At 35.6% G+C, this 17,662-nt stretch carries 9 protein-coding genes and 2 pseudogenes; 1 reads left to right on the forward strand and 10 read right to left on the reverse strand.

The features are described 5' to 3' along the window. The 10 genes and pseudogenes from P255_RS15695 to P255_RS13235 all read right to left on the reverse strand — a co-directional run. A partial coding sequence (locus P255_RS15695; protein WP_035365632.1) for a calcium-binding protein occupies positions 1 to 3,782 on the reverse strand: 3,782 nt, incomplete at its 3' end. 25 nt (positions 3,783 to 3,807) lie between these two features. Continuing rightward, on the reverse strand, positions 3,808 to 4,725 hold the full coding sequence (locus tag P255_RS13200) for a hypothetical protein (protein ID WP_004898158.1): 918 nt from the start codon (positions 4,723 to 4,725) through the stop codon (positions 3,808 to 3,810). Positions 4,726 to 4,834: 109 nt separating this feature from the next. Then, entirely contained in the window at positions 4,835 to 5,839 is a 1,005-nt protein-coding gene (locus P255_RS13205) for a hypothetical protein (RefSeq protein ID WP_004898156.1), read from the reverse strand. Continuing rightward, positions 5,839 to 6,609: a hypothetical protein gene (locus tag P255_RS13210; protein ID WP_004898154.1), complete on the reverse strand. Its 771-nt coding sequence runs from the start codon at positions 6,607 to 6,609 to the stop codon at positions 5,839 to 5,841. The genes P255_RS13205 and P255_RS13210 overlap by 1 nt, the downstream gene beginning before the upstream one ends. A 342-nt stretch (positions 6,610 to 6,951) precedes the next feature. Further along, a pseudogene (locus tag P255_RS15245) lies at positions 6,952 to 7,104 on the reverse strand (IS3 family transposase); the annotation flags it as partial. A 189-nt stretch (positions 7,105 to 7,293) separates the two neighbouring features. Then, entirely contained in the window at positions 7,294 to 10,653 is a 3,360-nt protein-coding gene (locus tag P255_RS15085) for an SPM autocatalytic domain-containing protein (RefSeq protein WP_023274454.1), read from the reverse strand. Position 10,654: 1 nt separating this feature from the next. After that, positions 10,655 to 11,080 carry a hypothetical protein gene (locus tag P255_RS13220; protein WP_004898151.1) on the reverse strand — a complete coding sequence of 142 codons (426 nt, stop codon included), beginning with the start codon at positions 11,078 to 11,080 and terminating at the stop codon, positions 10,655 to 10,657. 204 nt (positions 11,081 to 11,284) lie between these two features. Then, on the reverse strand, positions 11,285 to 12,472 hold the full coding sequence (locus P255_RS13225) for an HlyD family type I secretion periplasmic adaptor subunit (RefSeq protein WP_004898150.1): 1,188 nt from the start codon (positions 12,470 to 12,472) through the stop codon (positions 11,285 to 11,287). Continuing rightward, the gene (locus P255_RS13230; RefSeq protein ID WP_004898148.1) at positions 12,472 to 14,613 is read right to left on the reverse strand and encodes a type I secretion system permease/ATPase; all 2,142 of its coding nucleotides are present in this window, start codon (positions 14,611 to 14,613) and stop codon (positions 12,472 to 12,474) included. Before P255_RS13230 ends, P255_RS13225 begins: the two co-directional genes overlap by 1 nt. Next, the gene (locus tag P255_RS13235) at positions 14,610 to 16,052 is read right to left on the reverse strand and encodes a TolC family protein (protein WP_004898146.1); all 1,443 of its coding nucleotides are present in this window, start codon (positions 16,050 to 16,052) and stop codon (positions 14,610 to 14,612) included. The genes P255_RS13230 and P255_RS13235 overlap by 4 nt, the downstream gene beginning before the upstream one ends. A 383-nt stretch (positions 16,053 to 16,435) precedes the next feature. Between P255_RS13235 and P255_RS13250 the strand changes: the two are divergent. Then, positions 16,436 to 17,622: pseudogene (locus P255_RS13250) on the forward strand (IS3 family transposase). Positions 17,623 to 17,662 lie beyond the last annotated feature (40 nt).

A 17,662-nucleotide genomic window follows, 5' to 3' on the forward strand; every position in this document is an offset into this window, starting at 1 on the left:
TTGCCTTGGCGCTTTAGACTGACATCTTTGGGAGCAATACCTTCACTAAATACAATGCGATCTAGTTTATTCGGATTATATTCATAGCTTTGGATCGTATCCTGACCATCACCCAGACTAAAAATATAATTATCGTTACCCACACCACCATCTAGATAGTCATTTCCAGTTCCACCAATAAGTGCATCGTTCCCATCACCACCATAGATTCGGTCATTACCTTCATCACCATATAATTGGTCATCTCCTTCACCTCCATATAATTGGTCATCTCCTTCACCTCCATATAACTGGTCATCTCCTGCTAACGCTTGGATAACATCATCACCAGAGAATGACCTAATAATATCGGCTAGACTCGTACCAGATATATCATCATCATCTTTATATATTTCTGCTAGAAATAAATGACTAATATTTTTATCTTCTAAAGTAGATGCTATATCCGTTGCTTGCTTAAAAAACTCGCTATATAAGATCGTATGATTCGGGTCTAAACTATGAATAATAAACTTCAATTGCTGTATTTGGTCTTTACCTGACTGATTATCTAAAGCTAATGTATCTATTAAACGCTCAATAAGTAGACTAAAATCAGCATGCCATATTGTATCTATAAGTTGCCATGATGTTGAGCCGCCTTTTTCTTCGACCGTAACTGATGGAGGTTTACCATTAAAGGTACTATACTGTATCGTACCTGATCCATTAGAGGCTGATGTTGTATAAACTTGTTCTTCTTTAAATACAATAAAATCCATCCAATCTGTTTTTTTTGTTTGAATATATAATTGACTATATAAATTTTCTAAAATCTTTTGATAATAACCTTCAAGCTCTCTTGCGGCCGTATCATGTGGCGTCCAGTTTTTCCATTCAGTTTCTTTCCCCCACAATGCTTTAAGTATTGAGAATTGCTGCATACTCATGCCATTACTAAAAAATGTAGAAGCATTTACAGGAATGTGTTGGCTATTTGTCCAATAAAGTAAAATCTGACGTGTAAGCTCTAGCTGCTCATCTAAATCAGCTGTATCTTCAAACTGGGTGACCAGCCCTTTTAACGTTCCAGTCGTATCACTTGCCATAGCAATATGTAGAGAAGTTACTGATCCATATCCTGGGATATCTGGTAACGATAAAATATCTGCTGGAAGTTGTTCTGAACTTGGATTATCTCCTTGCCAAACAGTATTTGATGTATTCACCTGAAATAATAAAGTTTCAGTCAATCCAGTAATCTCTTTTAAAACCCCATTTTCTAAAATTTGCTGTGTAAACTCAGCTTGGTTCGTATGAGTAACTGAATTACTATCTGTAACATTAATTGCTTTTTTAGCGAGAGAAATAGAGGTGATTCCTAAATCAGACAAGCTGTACAATTCCTCAGTTTGTGAAATACCGTCCTGATTCAAATCTTTCCATATTTTGAGATCTTTATAAATATCATCTTTATTATCAATAACTTGATCTTGGTTTTTATCATATTGTGCTAAAGCTATGAAACCATCATTGGCTTTTGTTCCATCTGCCAATAATGTATCTGTTCCAAATAGCTCACTCCCGTTATCAATAACACCATTTTCATTGATATCTAAAACTACAAACCCATCTTGACCTGAAACCCAAGATGTATTTTCTGCAAATTGATTACCATCTAAGTCGAAATTTATACCTTCTGAGATATGTGTAGTATTAATAAGCCCATCGTGATTTAAATCTAATACTAGTGGATCAGAAGGAGTTGGAAGATTCTTTGGTGGTTGAAAAATTGGTGGAGCAGGCGGCATATCCTTATAAACCGTAACATAAAATTTGATGCCAAGTTCTCGGTTATCTAAACCTTCCGTTGTTAGATCTTTATATTTAAAATTAATATCACCAGTCACTAAATATCTGACATAGTCTTCTGTTCTTATAATTTCAACCAATCGAGCTGTTGTCTTATCATTAATATCATAATTATTTTTACTAAAATCTAACTTTTCAGGTAAAGATAATGTATCAGATTGATAATTCATATTTGCGCCAAGCAAATTTTTATCTTTATAGAATAAAATACCTTTTCCGTCTTCATCCATAATAGTAAGCTTACCGTCAGTTTTATAGGTGTCAAAGCCCTCTCCACCTTCTAAACGTTCCTCTCCACCAAAAAGTATGCTCTTGGTATAATAAAGCGTATCATCTCCTTTACCACCATAAAGAAAATCGCCTTCTCCTCCTCTATCCCTTAAGCCATTACCTTCATCACCCGCATACAGTTTATCGTTTCCATCTCCACCATATAAATAATCATCTCCTCCATTTCCAACTAGAATGTCATTTCCAACAGCTCCAAAAAGCTTATCATCTCCTAAACCACCAAATAAGTGATTATTACTTTTGTCCCGAGAATCATTTTCTCCCTCGCCTGCAAATAATAAATCATCATCATCACCACCATAAAGCTGATCACCTCCATTTCCTCCATAAAGTCGATCATTTCCTTCATCCCCTTTTAGAGTATCATCTCCTCCAACACCATAAAGAACATCAACATCTTTTCCACCTTCTAAATGATCATCTCCATTTCCACCATAAAGATAATCATTGCCATCACCGCCATAAGCTTCATTATTGAATGTATCGAGTGCGATCTCTTCAGAACTTGAGCCGCTTACAATTAGCGTGTCATTACCATCACCTCCATATAACTTATCTAGGTCATTTCCACCATATAATACATCTGCACCATCGCCGCCATAAAGTTCATCATTACCTGAACCGCCATAGACTATATCATTTTTACTTGTTGCATTAACTTCATCGTTTCCACCCCCCGCAATATAGTAAATACCATTACTATTGGATATAGCATCCTGTATATCTGCGATTTTATTTGCAAGGGCAGAATAAATAGGGAACTCTCTGTATGCTCGAGCAAGCACAGCCAAATCAAAAAGATATTTAGCTTTAATTGTTAATATAGAAGATGAATCAGCACTGTTAGTTCCATAGATTATTAATCTATTTTCAGAATCAAAATAATGTGTCAAATCATAGCTTAAAATATCTTTTAAACCTTCAGCTAATTTTAATACATTTGGTACTGGCTGACCTGAAACTGTACGATTTATTGAATCAAAATAATCTTGTTGATTAATTAACTCCAACAAATTACCTTCTGATAAATCAACTTTTGGTACTTCACCTAATTTATCAAAAATAATCTTAACGGTTTTACCAATACCATAAGGATCTATCACGTCTTTTGTCAGAAAATTTGTTACGCCTGCTGCAATACCACCACCATCATAATCAAAATTATCTGTCAAAGGGACAACTGCTATATTTTCAATTTTAAATGAGCCATCATTTTCAACAATAAATCTTGCGTCTTCATTGATCATAAATTCCATAGAACCAAATACATAGGCACGATCTAAATAATCAGCACTATTAGTATCTAGACCATAATTTGAAACACCTAAATGTGCTCCTGTATTAGTTTGATAAGCTGGATAACCTATTGCATCATAAAACTGTTCTGTAGTATAAGTTTTAGGAGCAAGATTATATTCCCCTGCCAAAAACTTACGTACTGCTAAGAAATTACCCACATCAATATAACGACCTGCACCTGTGGTCATAAATTCACTTGCATTTACCGTTACTGTAGAACCTATACCTTGTGCATCAACAGATCGCCCGATATATTTTTCATCTAGATAATCTTCTGGTTTTGTTTTTTGTCCATATAAATACATGGATATAATTTCAAACATCGTTGGGATGGTACTCATCATTTTTATCCTATTAGATTAATAATTACTTTATATCTACAATATTGCCACAAGCAGTGACCTTCAATTTACGCATAGATGGTTGCCAGCCTCTTAAACCACCCGCACTCCACAATAATCCATATTTCTGCACTTGTTGTGGTTTATCTAACAATGCATCACCATAGAATCTAGACACATAAATATCATCGATGGTCTTACCATCAATTTGATCTAAGCGTAATTCAGGCTCTGGTGTAATATCTATTTCTCCACGATGAAATGCAGCATATTTTTCTGGATGGCTACTAATATTCGTAAGATTACTACCTACAAATGGGGATTCTCTTTCAATGGTTTGTCTATCACAGCATTTCTGATCTATACTATAAATTGATATTTGATAGTGCTTAGCATCAATTTTTTGTAGTGTAGAGAGCGGATAAATATACCCCTCACCCAAAATCATTGAATAATTTTTAGGGAGAGCCTTTACATATTCGATATTGATGCTGTTATCAGCATTCCACAACGTCACCAAACCATTATTAGATTCATTAAATTCATAACAATGCCGAGATTTGCTTAGACAAGTACGTCTATGGATATATTCTGGAATCGACCCCGTCGCGATAATACCCAGATTTTCTATCCAAGACTTATTAAAATCTGCTTGTGCTATCAAATCGATGACTTTTTCTCCATCGGAGAGATCATATTTAGAGATTCCAATAATACTAAATTTATGACCTGCATAATTTTTTGACCAATCTAGCAAATAATATTTGATAAAATTTACACGTATATTTTTTAACTTTTCTTCTTCTGTTAAAACTTTCCCTTCCGCTGTACAATAATCTCTTCTTTCATTATATTCTTCATATTGCCACATAATCATTCTGACAAGAATATAAATAAGCACAACTAAAACAATGCCGATTATTATTTTATGTGATAGCTTCATATATAATCCTTTTAAAAATTACAACTTACTTGCCTTTTCATAGAGATACATGGATATAATTTCAAACATTGTTGGGATGGTACTCATGATTTATTCCTATTATTTACTGTTATTTAAAGTTACATGCATTGACCTTGATTCCAAATTCCATTGGAAGACCTATACCTGCACTATGTTGCATATCAATAATTGACAGATATTTTCCTGCTAAAGAAATTTCCTCTGCTTTTTTATAACGGTGACTATAATTATGGAAATTATCACTAAAAAAAGAATAATCCTGTTCATTTGTGCCATTAAGCTGATCTAAATTGACATGATGGTTAAAATAATCTCTTCGTTTCCCATCTTGATCCAAATTTCCGCCTTCTGATAAATCTTTAAGATTTTCTTTTAATCTCTCATCAATAGAGTATTGATCGCAGCATAATAGAGGATCAATAAAATCATAATAATTTAAATTTAGTATATATTTTGAATTTTCAAAATCACCTTCAGGCCAAAAACGACTAACATATTTTTCTACTCGTCGCATTCTTTTATCAGGGAGGCCTTTTGCTTTATAAAAAATCATAGATGAAACTGGAAAGACTTCTGCATGGGCAGTATGACCATCGTTAGTGATCATAATAATGGTTGAAGTTGGAGTAATATAAGGATCTAAAATATCATAGACACGTTTGGTCGTCTTTTTATAATGTTTTAATTCTTCAGCTGAAACACCATTACCTTTTGCAGGTAATTTAACCTTTTTTCCATCTGCAAAAATCTCTAAACGATTTGCTCCGGCAATCACATTAAAATTTTCTACAAATGATTTTTTGCGATCTGAATTTTTAATTATCTTAATTAACATATCCATATCTTTAATATCATATTTTGATATATAAACATCTCCAGTTCCAGCATCATAATCCGTATCTGGCTTAGGTCGATATATCTCCCAAGCTCTATCGACAATCAGTTTTTTTGCATACTGTACTTTTAAAGAATCCATCTTAGTTAAATCTAAACTCTTATAAGAATAACAATATTTATTTTTAGCAAATATAAATATATAAATTAAACATATTAAAAATATAATACATAATATCCAGTAAATTATTTTTTTCATCAATGACTCCTTTTATTATTTACTAATTTTTTTGGTCTCACCTTCTCCACTTCATTAAACAAACTAAATGTTTGATTCACATAATTCACCACCCCAGAAATCTGCTGCATATACTGGGTCAACTCAGGTGTTTTTTCTGCCTGAATCAGCTTTATGGTTCGCGAAGGATCAAATGCATCAAACTGACAATAAAATAAAGGTTCGCCCCGTTTTAAAATCAAATCTTTCGAAGTGTCATGCCACTCAAATGCCCACATCAGCGGGCGTGGCCAAATATGAATCGGGAAACGTCCACCAAAAATTGTGCCTGGTAATGGATGCTTACGATAATGCCCAAAGGCATCTAACTGCGTGATATACACGGCTTCATCGGCAATAAAGCAATAGGGCAATTTAAGCTGAAGAATCGGCACTTGCGGCGTACGCCATTCGTTTTCATTGACCAGTGTCAGTAACTCACGCAATTTATTATTACGAACAGGTGATGCATCACCCAGTACATTGACCAACTTAGGATGTCCCTGAGCATCTCGTTCAAAGCGCAAATGAAAATCAAAAGGGCAATTAATTACAAAGTAACGACTTTCCAGTTGTAAGACCGCAGGACAGCGACTGGCTGACTTGGCATGTTTGGTACTGGATTGTGAACGCATCCGATATGGAGCTGCATACAAAATAGAGGCTTGATCATCGACCAAAAACCAACCGACTTCTACTGACCCAGACACTTCAAATTCTGGTGTATGTTCTAGGGTAAAATGAATGTGCATTTTTAATTATTTATCAAGATTTTAAGTTTTTACATTATATCTTAAATGAATTATATGTATTACATATATGCTTAAAATAATTCCATTTTAATTTAACAAAAGATATATGTAAGTACATTGATTTTTAAATGTTTTTACAAAAAATTAGGAGTGTACTAGATTTTAATTATGTTAATCTATAAAAATTAAGCTAAGCTATTGTAAATTAAATAAGAAATATAATTTAAGCTACTTGAGTTTTTTTACTCAAAGTAACTGCACACTCAGCAGTAGATGCATTAGAAATACACACTAATTCTCCCTCTCTTGGACTGCTCCTAGTATCCTAGACATGAGACAGCCTCATTTTGAAGCTGCTTCAAAGGCTTCTGGACTCATCCTATCGAGGTGCGAATGGCGCCTGATTCGATTGTAAAACATTTCAATATATTCAAAGATATCCGACTTTGCTTCAGTTCTTAATGCATATATTCTCTTCTTGATTCTCTCTCGCTTTTGCCATTATAGGACCAATCATTCAAGCTATTTTGTAGTCATAACCACATCAACGGGACTTAAATTTATGGAATCAGGAAAAAATGATCTTAAGAAAATACCCTTGAATGCATATTCAAAAACAACACTCATTATAATACAAAGGTCTGTAAAACTATTGTTTAATCGATAGCTACAGACCTTATAAGATTAGATGATAATTTGCTGATTATTTATTAAATCATTTAGATTGGTATTTACATTATTTAATGTTAATAACAATGTACTATTATAAAGTGTATCTCCACCATCTCGATCAATATAGAGTTGTGTATTATTACCACTCACAATTGTCTTAATAAATGGTTCTAAACTAGCAGAGTTATAATCTCCTGTATAATTCACAAGCAAATCACCAATATCAATTTTGTCTGCATTTAGATTAGTTGCAGTATTACCAACTATGAAATCAGAGGATGTATCACTGCCATTCCCACCTAATGCATCAGAATTCAAAAGTAATTGATAAATTAAGGTATCGTATCCAGTTCCGCCATTTAGAATGTCGTTGCCTGATCCGCCATTCAGGGTATCATTTCCTGCTCCACCATCTAAGATGTCATTGCCAGCTCCACCATAAATGAAATTATTTTCGCTATTACCCATTAAATGATCAGCATTAGCACTTCCTAAATAAAAACCAAGTTTTTGAAGCTCTGAATTATCAACTGATTGTTGCCATATATGTATGAAATCATGATCCGATCCATACTCTAAGTATTCTTTTAATAAAGTAATTCCATTAGGCTGCCAATCATTTAATAAACCTATTTTCGATATCAGCAGATCACTTAGATCAACAAAAGCTTTTTCATGATTTGTTGTAAATATTTGATTAAATTTTGAAGTAATTCCAGAAAAATCAAATGAGTAACCACTATCAGTTGCTTTAACATGAATTGCATCAATATAAGGTTTTAACCGAGTTTGGAACAATAAACTCTTATACACTGACTCTTCTAAGTTATTGTAAGTATTGCTTATATTATTGAGTAAATTTTGTCGTGCTACAGCATTTTCTGCATACACCACTCGTGAATTTTCCCCACTAAATGCATTTAAAATATTCATTTTTAATTGAGCTTGTTTGAACTGACTTGTCCAAGCATCATCAACAACGATCAGACCTTTATTTAACTCTGCAGCTTGACCAGGCGTTACCGCAATACCACTTGATGCTGTGGCAACCCATTGTGTCCCTAGTATAAAACTAGAAGTCATATCAAATTCAGGATCTGTCCTTGCCCATTCTTCAATTAATCGTCCAAGTAAAGACTGTTGTTCTTGCTTTGTCTGAGCAGCGCTATAAAGCGCCAGAGTAGATGCTAGTTCGGGTGATAATGCTGCTGCCTCCCGTAAATCATGTAAGCGCCCTGTTCCTTTTAAATTTACTGTATTTTGTTGTTCTTCACTTAAAGTCACTATTTGGCTAAATTTACTGTACATTTTGCTAAATGAGAAATTAATATCTCCTGCAAGTCTGGTTTGACCATCTAAAGTTTCATAGCTCCCTGTCTGTGCTAAAATATTTCCATTACCTAAAGATGTCGTTGTATTTGTATTTCCAACGTTTATACTTTTAACACCAACATCTGTTAGGCTAAAAAGTTCGTTAGATTGACTTGTGCCATCTTGGTTTAAGTCTCGCCATACTTTCAGCTCGTTAAACTGAGTATCCTGTATATCAACCTTACCATCACCATTCGTATCAAATTCGGCTAAAGCACTATAGCCATTGCTCGCATTTGTACCATTTTGAAGTAAATAATGGTCACCAAATAACTCACTACCATCATTAATTAAACCATCATGGTTACGATCTATAGCTAAAAAGCCATCATCTGATTTAAGCCAACTTGTTGCGGTACGAAGCCCATCATTATCATGGTCAAATAGAACACTTGACCATTTATTCATATTCAAGGTTTCTAAACCATCGCCATCTAAGTCTAATGCTAATGGGTCATATACATGGTATTTACCATCACGGTTTTGATTAATCCATGATTGAAAACTATCTGGAAGTGAATCCCATGCCTTGTCTGCATAGTCATGAAATGCATCTTTTACTTTTTCCCAACCTGATTTCGCATTTTCATACATTTCCTTGGCTTTTGATTTGACATCATCCCATGCATCTTGGAGATCTTTAAATGCTTTTTCACCATATTCTTTGGCTGTATTTTTTATGTCATCAAAGAAATCAGCTGCTTTATCTATGCCCTCATGTACAAGATCTTTCATTGTATCGAGACCATCAAGAAAAGCATCTGACATATCTTTTATGAATTTCTCTGCGTTATCGTATTCTTTTTCAAGAAAATCTTGAAATTCTTGATATTTATCTTCTATATATTTCTCAGCTGCATCTATCTTATCTGAGGTGTTATCAATAAAGTTATTGATATCATCTTTCCAACCTTCATATTTATCATGCGCCTGTTCCATCAAATCTGCTGTATAATCAATTGCTTTATCATAGTATTCTTTAGCGGTTTCACTACCATAAATGCCACCAGCAATTGAACCAGCAGCAACCAGTAAACCTGCTACAGGTGCTGAAATTATACCTCCAGTCACCAAAACTCCTGCAAAAGCTGTTGCTACTACTCCAGCAGCAACTTCGCCGATCATTGATCCTGTTGAATCAATAGCCCAATCTTTTACAATCTGTTTTGCCTGATCATGATTACCTGCAAGTTCGGCTGCACCAGCCTCACCCGAAACAAGCAATACACTTACAACAGTTCCAAATACTCCCAATCCCTTTAAAACTTTACCCATTCCCTCAGGAAGTTCAAATCGCTGTGTTAATCCAAGACCATGATTTACGTCTTCAGAACTACTCGTGGATATAGCCTGCGCTAATTTTTCAGGGGTAAGCTCCACAAAATTTTTATAATCTGTTGGTGTGGGTTTAGTAAAATATGTTTGGGTAATTCCTGTTTGTAATAAAGTATTCGCTATATTTTCATGTGGAATTTTAGCCAAATCATCCATAGAGTAACCAACAACTTTGGTAATCCCTTCACCACCATTGGCTATTTTTTCAACAAGTGTTGGGATTTCAGTTTGTACCAAAACACTATTCAGTCGAGGTTCGGTAGTGATAATTCGGACTTCACCTGTTGTTTCTTCAACAAAGCGTTTGGATGTTTGTGCCCAAAGCCCTGTTTCTCCATCATATAAAAATTGATTGAGTTCATGGTCTCGAGGTAAATTATCTAATTCGTCGTCTAAAACACCAAAGGCTTCAGCCAGTTTGGCTTGAAATTTATCACTGAGCAATAATTCAGATGCCGCAGTTTTATCTATTACTCTTGCATTCACATCTGCTTTCATACTACCTGCTACAGGTGTACCACTGCCCGCATAGAGATAGGTGGTGTTGCCCTCAGCATAAACGGATGTTTCATTGACGATACGGGTCAACTCTTGCTTCAGGGCATCACCTTGTAGTCCTACAGTGCGACTTTCAATTTCAGTTAAGGCTTGTGTTTTATTGAGCATGTTAAAGCACCTCACTCAGCTCAACCACAAGGTCATAACTTTTCATGGAAGAAAATAACCCTCGCTCCTTACACACCTCCATCGCCTCAACAATATACTGTAACAGTTGCTGCCGATCCACATTCACTTCTTTAATGATTTGAAGGTCTGTCAGTTTTTGTTTGGAATAATAATGACCGTCTTCTATTTTTTTATATTCCAAAATTTCTTTGGTAAATTTCAACAGCCCACCATTGATACCAAAGACCCATATCGAAATATGAGTATCCACGCCTAACTCATGCCCTTTCCAATAACGAAATAAGAACATTTTTTTTTCTCGGTCAATTGTCCAATTTTCTGCACTTTTAAAATATGGAATAGCATAATCATCTGTTCCATAATCTAAACGGTCTTGTTCAGTAATCTCTGCATTAATAAAACCCATTGTTTTGCTCCATTTTTGATTTAATTAAAATCATTTAGTATAAAAATTAATTAAAATATTTAATAAAATTAAAATATTTTCAAATATACAGAATATAAATCTATTTCTTTTAAGCATAGTTTTAAAAAATTTACGCTAATAATCTAAAATTATTTACATGGTAAAGTCTCTTTTATATGCTTTTGATTTGGTCAAAACCAAAGATTATCGCTCACGTAAAGCTTCTTTGGCTTTATTCAGTGGTTTTAATAAATAGTCTAATATGGTCTTTTCCCCTGTCCGAATATCTACTGTGGCAATCATCCCAGGAGTGATACTAAATTTCTGACCTGCTTTATTCGTTAAATGGTCACGATCAGTTTGGATATAAACTTGATAGTAAACTTGGTCTTGTTTGACCTCATCTCGTAAAGTATCAGGTGAAATCACAGTCACTTTGCCAGCTAATCCACCATAAATTGCATAATCATAAGCAGTCAGCTTGACCAGTGCAGGCAATCCCGTATGAATAAATGCAATATCTCGTGGTGAAACCCGTGCTTCGATCAGCAACTTTTCATTGACAGGGACAATACTCATCAACTTACCATTTTGAGCAATCACCCCCCCTAAAGTGATGGTATCAATATGCTTTACAATGCCACGCATTGGGGCTTTGATCATGGTTTTTTGGACACTATCTGCCCGGCCTTTCATGACAGCTTGTTGGCTCTCTATTTCAGTATTGGCTTTGGCAAGTTCTTCACGAGCACTGACCATGTATTGATCACGTGTATTTTGAATTTGATTCTGCAACTCTGTTGCTTGTCTTTTTAGACGTAAAACCTCAACTTCACTCGCTGCACCTTTCTCAACCAATGGTGCTGTCATAGCGAGTTCCTTTTGAACTAAAGCCAAAGCTTGGTTTAAGCCTGTAACAGATTCTTGTAAGTTTTGTTGTCGAGCATGATATAGTGCTGTTTCTTCTTGAATAAGTTTGGGATACTTTTTTACGGCTACAGGAAAAGTTAATGGTGTTTGATTGACTTCTGCTCGAAGTCGAGCTGCTCTTGCTTGTGCTGCAATCAATACAGACTCAGACTCGCCAGCAGAAGATGCATATCTCGTTGGATCAAGCTGTGCTAAGATTTGCCCCTTTTCAACGATTTGTCCTTCTTTAACATATAAATGCGTTAATATACCGCCATCCAAAGACTGAATGACCTGTTCTTTCGATGAAGGAATGACCTTTCCTGTGCCTGTAGACACTTCTTCTAACTTAAAAACACTTGCCCAAACCACAAAGATACTCAGACCTAAACTAATAATCCAAATCATCAAACTGGCTTTTGGCAATTTAGGCTCTGCTAAAGCTGATTTGACGACGGTTGTTGTATTTAATTGGGTCGCCATTAAGCACCTCCAGCAATTGCAGTATGTTGTAAGCTCGATTCAGTTTTCATCAGTTGACTACGTGGTGCATCCATCACGATCTTTCCATCATTCATGACAATAATACGATCAACCAACTCCAAAACTGCCCGTCGATGGGTTGCAATCACTAAGGTGCGATTACCTAACCATTGCTTAAGCTGTTCAATTAACTCTTTTTCTGCCACATCATCAATTGCAGCAGTAGGCTCATCTAAAAGTAGAATATTCGGCTGACGAATCAATAAACGTGCGAGCAATAAAGCTTGGCGCTGACCACCAGAAAAGCCAGTTCCACCCTCTAAAATTAAGTGATCTAATCCTTGTTTTTTTGCTTGTACAAAACCTAAAGCTCCGACCATTTTTAAGGCTTGAAAAATATCTTCATCGGTTGCTAAAGGTGCACCCAGAGTCAAATTTTCACGAATCGTGCCATAAAACAGCATCGCATTTTGATTCAATAGTCCAACGTCACGTCGAACATCGGCAGGGTCAATCAAAGTTAAATCCAGATCATCAAGAAAAATCTTTCCTTGTTGAGCAATTTGCATCCCTGCGAGTAACTGCAATAAAGTCGTTTTTCCTGCCCCATTTCGCCCAAGAATCGCGATTTTTTCACCTTGTTGGATATTCAGTGTAGTCAGGTTTAAATTGGGTTGTAGATCATCTGACTGATACTTAAACTGCACATTTTCTAGGTGGTATTTCCCATATAAAGCAGGTCGATGAATCAAATGCGCCTGTTCAGGCTGATCGACTTCTTTTTTCATTAATTCATTTAAACCGTGTTTTGCGGTTTTAACCTGCTGCAAACGTCCCAAGACACCTGCTAGTTGTGCAATTGGAGCGAGCATTCTTGATGAGAGAATTGAACAAGCAACCAGTGCACCTGTGGTCATTTCACCATTCATGACTGCAAAGCAGCCAACAAGAACCACTATGGCATAAGTCAAACCTTGTATTTTTTGCGTCCATGCAGTCATTACACCCACGATTTTTCGTTGTTTCATGCTAATCGTTGCAGAAACATCATTCATATGGTTCCATTGATTTTGAAAGCGAGACTCGCCTCTGAGTAATTTAATATCCTCAATGCCTTGAACAACTTCAACCAAAACAGCATTACGAATAGCAGCTTCACGGGTTCCCTGCTGAGCAAGTTTAGCTAACGGTTTCTGTGCCAAAATGCCAGGAATAATCATAAGAGGCACAACAACAAGCATGATCCAAAATAAATTTCCGCCAATTAAGGCAAAAATAATCAAAAATAAGATAAAGAAAGGTAAATCTGCAATTGCGGTCAGCGTGGTTGACGTGACTAACTCACGCACGCCTTCTAAGTCACGAATTTGGGAAATGAAAGTTCCTGTAGACTTCGGTCGTTGGCTATTTTTAATTCGTAAGGCATGACCAAAAACTTGATCAGAAATTTTCAAATCTGCTCTTTTACCAATCATGTCCGATAAGTAAATTCGAGCAACTCGGAGAGTAAACTCAAAAATTGCAGCGATTAATACACCACCTGCCAATACCCATAAAGTCGGAATAGACTGTGATGGAACAACACGATCATAAACTTGCATGGAAAAGATCATGGTTGCTAATGCCAAGATATTGGCAATTAAGGATGCCAATAAAATATCAATATAACGTTTCCAATCTTTAAAAATAATATTCCAAAACCAATTGGGCTGATAAGGCTTGATATATTCATCAATACGTACATCAGCAACAGATTTCTCTGGTCTTAAGATATAAATATTCTGAATATTCTCTTTTAAATCTGTAAATGCGAATTGCTGTGATAAACCTTGCTCACCACTTAATTGCACACTTAAAATTCCATGAGCATTGATTTGATGAACAACACCAACTTGCCCATTTTTTAACTCAATCAATATGGGTAAATGCCATGCATTTAATAATATTTCATCATTAAGTTGTACTTTTTTTGTAGATAAACCAACTTGGCGAGAGATAAACTGGAGCATCGCTTCATGCGTTTGTTCAGAACTCCATTGCAATTGCAATTTAATCCGCTCTTCTGAATATTCAATGCGATAATGTTTTGCTATCAATAAAACTGCCTGCAACCAAGCAGTATAATTTATTTTTGTTGTCATGGTTGAATCTCTACACCTTGTATGGATACATGATCTAATTCATAGACATCTCGTGTTCTACCTGTCACCTGAATATATTGGGCTAAACTGCTATAAATATCGTATCGAGCATTTTCGATATCAGAACTTGCACTGTGAATAGCTTGTTCAGCATTTAATAAATCCAAAGCAGAACGCGTACCCAACTTATATTGTTCTTGGTATAATTCTTTTGTTTTAATTGTCACTTGTTGTCTAGCCAATAAAATGTGTAGTTGCCGTTGTTTATTTTCAATTTGCTCTCGTATGAGTTGTACTTGATCCAAAATATTCCGATAGTCAGAACTTAATTTAGATTTTGCAGCATCCTCTGCATAACTTGCGGCACGAATTTGTGCAGCAGTTGCCCCTCCCTGAAACAAGTTCGCAGTAGCTTCTAACATAATGCTGCTATCATGCCCATTTTGCTCATTGGTATTGGGGTTTCGGCCATTCACTGCCTGACTTAAAGTGCCTTTTAAATTAACTGTAGGATAATATTCAGCTTTTGCTTGGGATCTTTTAGCTTGAGCAACATAGATTTCTGCTTGTGCGGCCATCATTTGCGGAATACGATTAAATTTTGGCTCATCATATAAAGCAGAATTGAGGGTTAAAGCCGTTGGAATTTCCCAATTTCCTAAGCTTTGTTCTAGTCCAACCAAAGTTTGTAACTGGAGTTGGTATTGTTTTAATAGTGATTGTTGAGCGAGTAAATTGGTTTGTGCGATCTGCAAATAGGATTGAGCCTGTACAGGATCAGCTTGGCTACTTAAACCTGCTTTAGCCCGAAGTTGTGTAATCTCAACAATATGTCGGATTCCTTTCACTTCTTGTTCAGCAATTCTAACTATTTCTTGTGAGCGCTTGATATTAATGATTAAAGAACTTGCTTTTAATGCGATTTCATCGATTTTAATCAGAAGGTTCAGTTTTTTTACAGCAAGTTGTGCATTTTCAGCATTTACACTCGATTGCGTTTTTCCAAAGTCATAAAGTAGTTGCGTGGCACTTAAACTAATCAGTTGCCTTCCTCTTTCACGACTTGAAAAATCACCAGTAGTCATTGCACTGGACAAATGTGGATAATAACCTGCTTTTACAATATCAATATTTGCATTTTGCCCCTGAATATTCTGAATCTGCTGTTGAATATCAGGATGCTTCATCAAAGCTAATTCAATTGTTTTTAAAAATTCATTTTTTCTTTCTTGTGGAGAAGAAAAACTACTTAAAGGCATATTGATTTTTTGATTTAAAATACGATCAATTTGAAATTGACTCAATTGATTTACACTTACAACTAATGGCTTATTTTCGTCCTTTTGAAAGGTAAATTCTTGCCAATTGGGTAAAGCAAATAACGCATTTGACTGTATAGATAAAATTGCAAAAAATAAGATTTTTTCTTTTATGTACATGTACAACTACAAATATTTTTTGTAAAAACTATATTATAATATGTATATATATTTTTAGTAAATATATGTTTTTAAGTTTTATTTAATATTAATATAATTTCCAAGAAAATAATTCATATGTATATGTTTATAAAAGTATTATTAAAAATAGTTCAAGTCTGTCAGATATATATAGGCTCTTTAATAGATCAATAGTTAAGCACTGCTCTACGAAACGTATAAAAAACTGATCTAAAGTCTTTAAAAATTCTTTAATTAGTTCTAACTTAGCCTCATCTAATCGATCCATAGCCATCCGAATAGTCATAACTTTCTTGTCTTTTGGGCTGCCACCACTCTCCTAAACAAAATTCGTCTATTCTTTTTGCATAGGAGAGAACATTATGAGTGGACAACGATACACCCCAGAATTTAAAGATGAAGCTGTTAAGTTGATTACCGAACATGGATATTCTGTCACTGATGTCGTAGAACGTTTAGGTGTATCACAGCACAGCATTTATAAATGGCTAAAGGCAGTACAGCCTTTACGCAACAACCTTGATGAACATGAACTGCTCGAGCCAAAGAAAGAAATCCTTCGCCTTAAAAGTCAGCTTAAACAGACTGAAGATAACGGGACATCCTAAAGTGAAAGCACTGCTTTCACGCCGCTTTGCAAGCCTGCCCGAGTAAAGTATCAGTTTATTTGGAATACAGCCATCAATTTAAGATTAAAACGATGTGCAAGGTTCTTAAGATCGCTCGTGTTGGTTACTATGCCTAGTTGCATTAACCCGAATCAGGTAGGACTATTGAAGATAAGCGGTTATTACAGCTCATCCGTTCTTCTTATGAGGTCAGTTATGGCATCTATGGTTATCGTCGTATTACGCTGGATCTAAAAGAATTGGGTGAAAGCTGCGGGCCTATAGAGAGATCATGAAGAACAATTGTATTGTCGCTGTTCGAGCGATATAAGAAGCATAAAAGCTATGGTCGCGGTCGTCCTCAGATTGCACCACCTAACCATTTAAATCGAGAGTTTATTGTAAACACACCTGATACCTCTTGGGTGACTGATATAATTTACATTCGCACATGGCAAGGCTGGTTATATCTGGCTGTGGTTCTTGATTTATATTCAAGAAAGGTCATCGGTTGGTCAATGAAACCTACGCTTGCCAAGGATATCGTTTTGGATGAACTTCTCATGGCAGTGTGGCGATGCAGACCTAATGAACCTGATCCACACTCAGACCAAGGCTCACAATACAGCAGTGGAGACTGGCAGAAATTCTGTCAGAAGGATAACTTAATACCCAGCATGAGCCGCAGAGGAAACTGTTGGGATAATGCTGTTGCTGAACCCTTTTTTAGCAGCTTGAAGAAGGAAAGAATTAAAAAAGGGGTTTATAAAACACGAGAAATGGCCCGTGCAGATGTATTTGATTATATCGAGATGTTTTACAATAGAATCAGACGTCATTCGCATCTCGATGGGATGAGTCCAGAAGCCTTTGAGGCAGCTTCAAAATCAGGCTATCTCATATCTAGGATACTGGGAGCAGTCCAAGTTATGAAGTTATGAAGTTATGAAGTTATGAAGTTATGAAGTTATGAAGTTATGA

Origin of the sequence: Acinetobacter brisouii CIP 110357, assembly GCF_000488275.1 — a bacterium.
Lineage (GTDB): Bacteria > Pseudomonadota > Gammaproteobacteria > Pseudomonadales > Moraxellaceae > Acinetobacter > Acinetobacter brisouii.

What these genes read in the sequence shown, in the direction of transcription:
- P255_RS13200 (WP_004898158.1), bottom strand. Translation starts at nt 4,725, where the DNA reads ATGAAGCTATCACATAAAATAATAATCGGCATTGTTTTAGTTGTGCTT.
- P255_RS13205 (WP_004898156.1), bottom strand. Translation starts at nt 5,839, where the DNA reads ATGAAAAAAATAATTTACTGGATATTATGTATTATATTTTTAATATGT.
- P255_RS13210 (WP_004898154.1), bottom strand. Translation starts at nt 6,609, where the DNA reads ATGCACATTCATTTTACCCTAGAACATACACCAGAATTTGAAGTGTCT.
- P255_RS15085 (WP_023274454.1), bottom strand. Translation starts at nt 10,653, where the DNA reads ATGCTCAATAAAACACAAGCCTTAACTGAAATTGAAAGTCGCACTGTA.
- P255_RS13220 (WP_004898151.1), bottom strand. Translation starts at nt 11,080, where the DNA reads ATGGGTTTTATTAATGCAGAGATTACTGAACAAGACCGTTTAGATTAT.
- P255_RS13225 (WP_004898150.1), bottom strand. Translation starts at nt 12,472, where the DNA reads ATGGCGACCCAATTAAATACAACAACCGTCGTCAAATCAGCTTTAGCA.
- P255_RS13230 (WP_004898148.1), bottom strand. Translation starts at nt 14,613, where the DNA reads ATGACAACAAAAATAAATTATACTGCTTGGTTGCAGGCAGTTTTATTG.
- P255_RS13235 (WP_004898146.1), bottom strand. Translation starts at nt 16,052, where the DNA reads ATGTACATAAAAGAAAAAATCTTATTTTTTGCAATTTTATCTATACAG.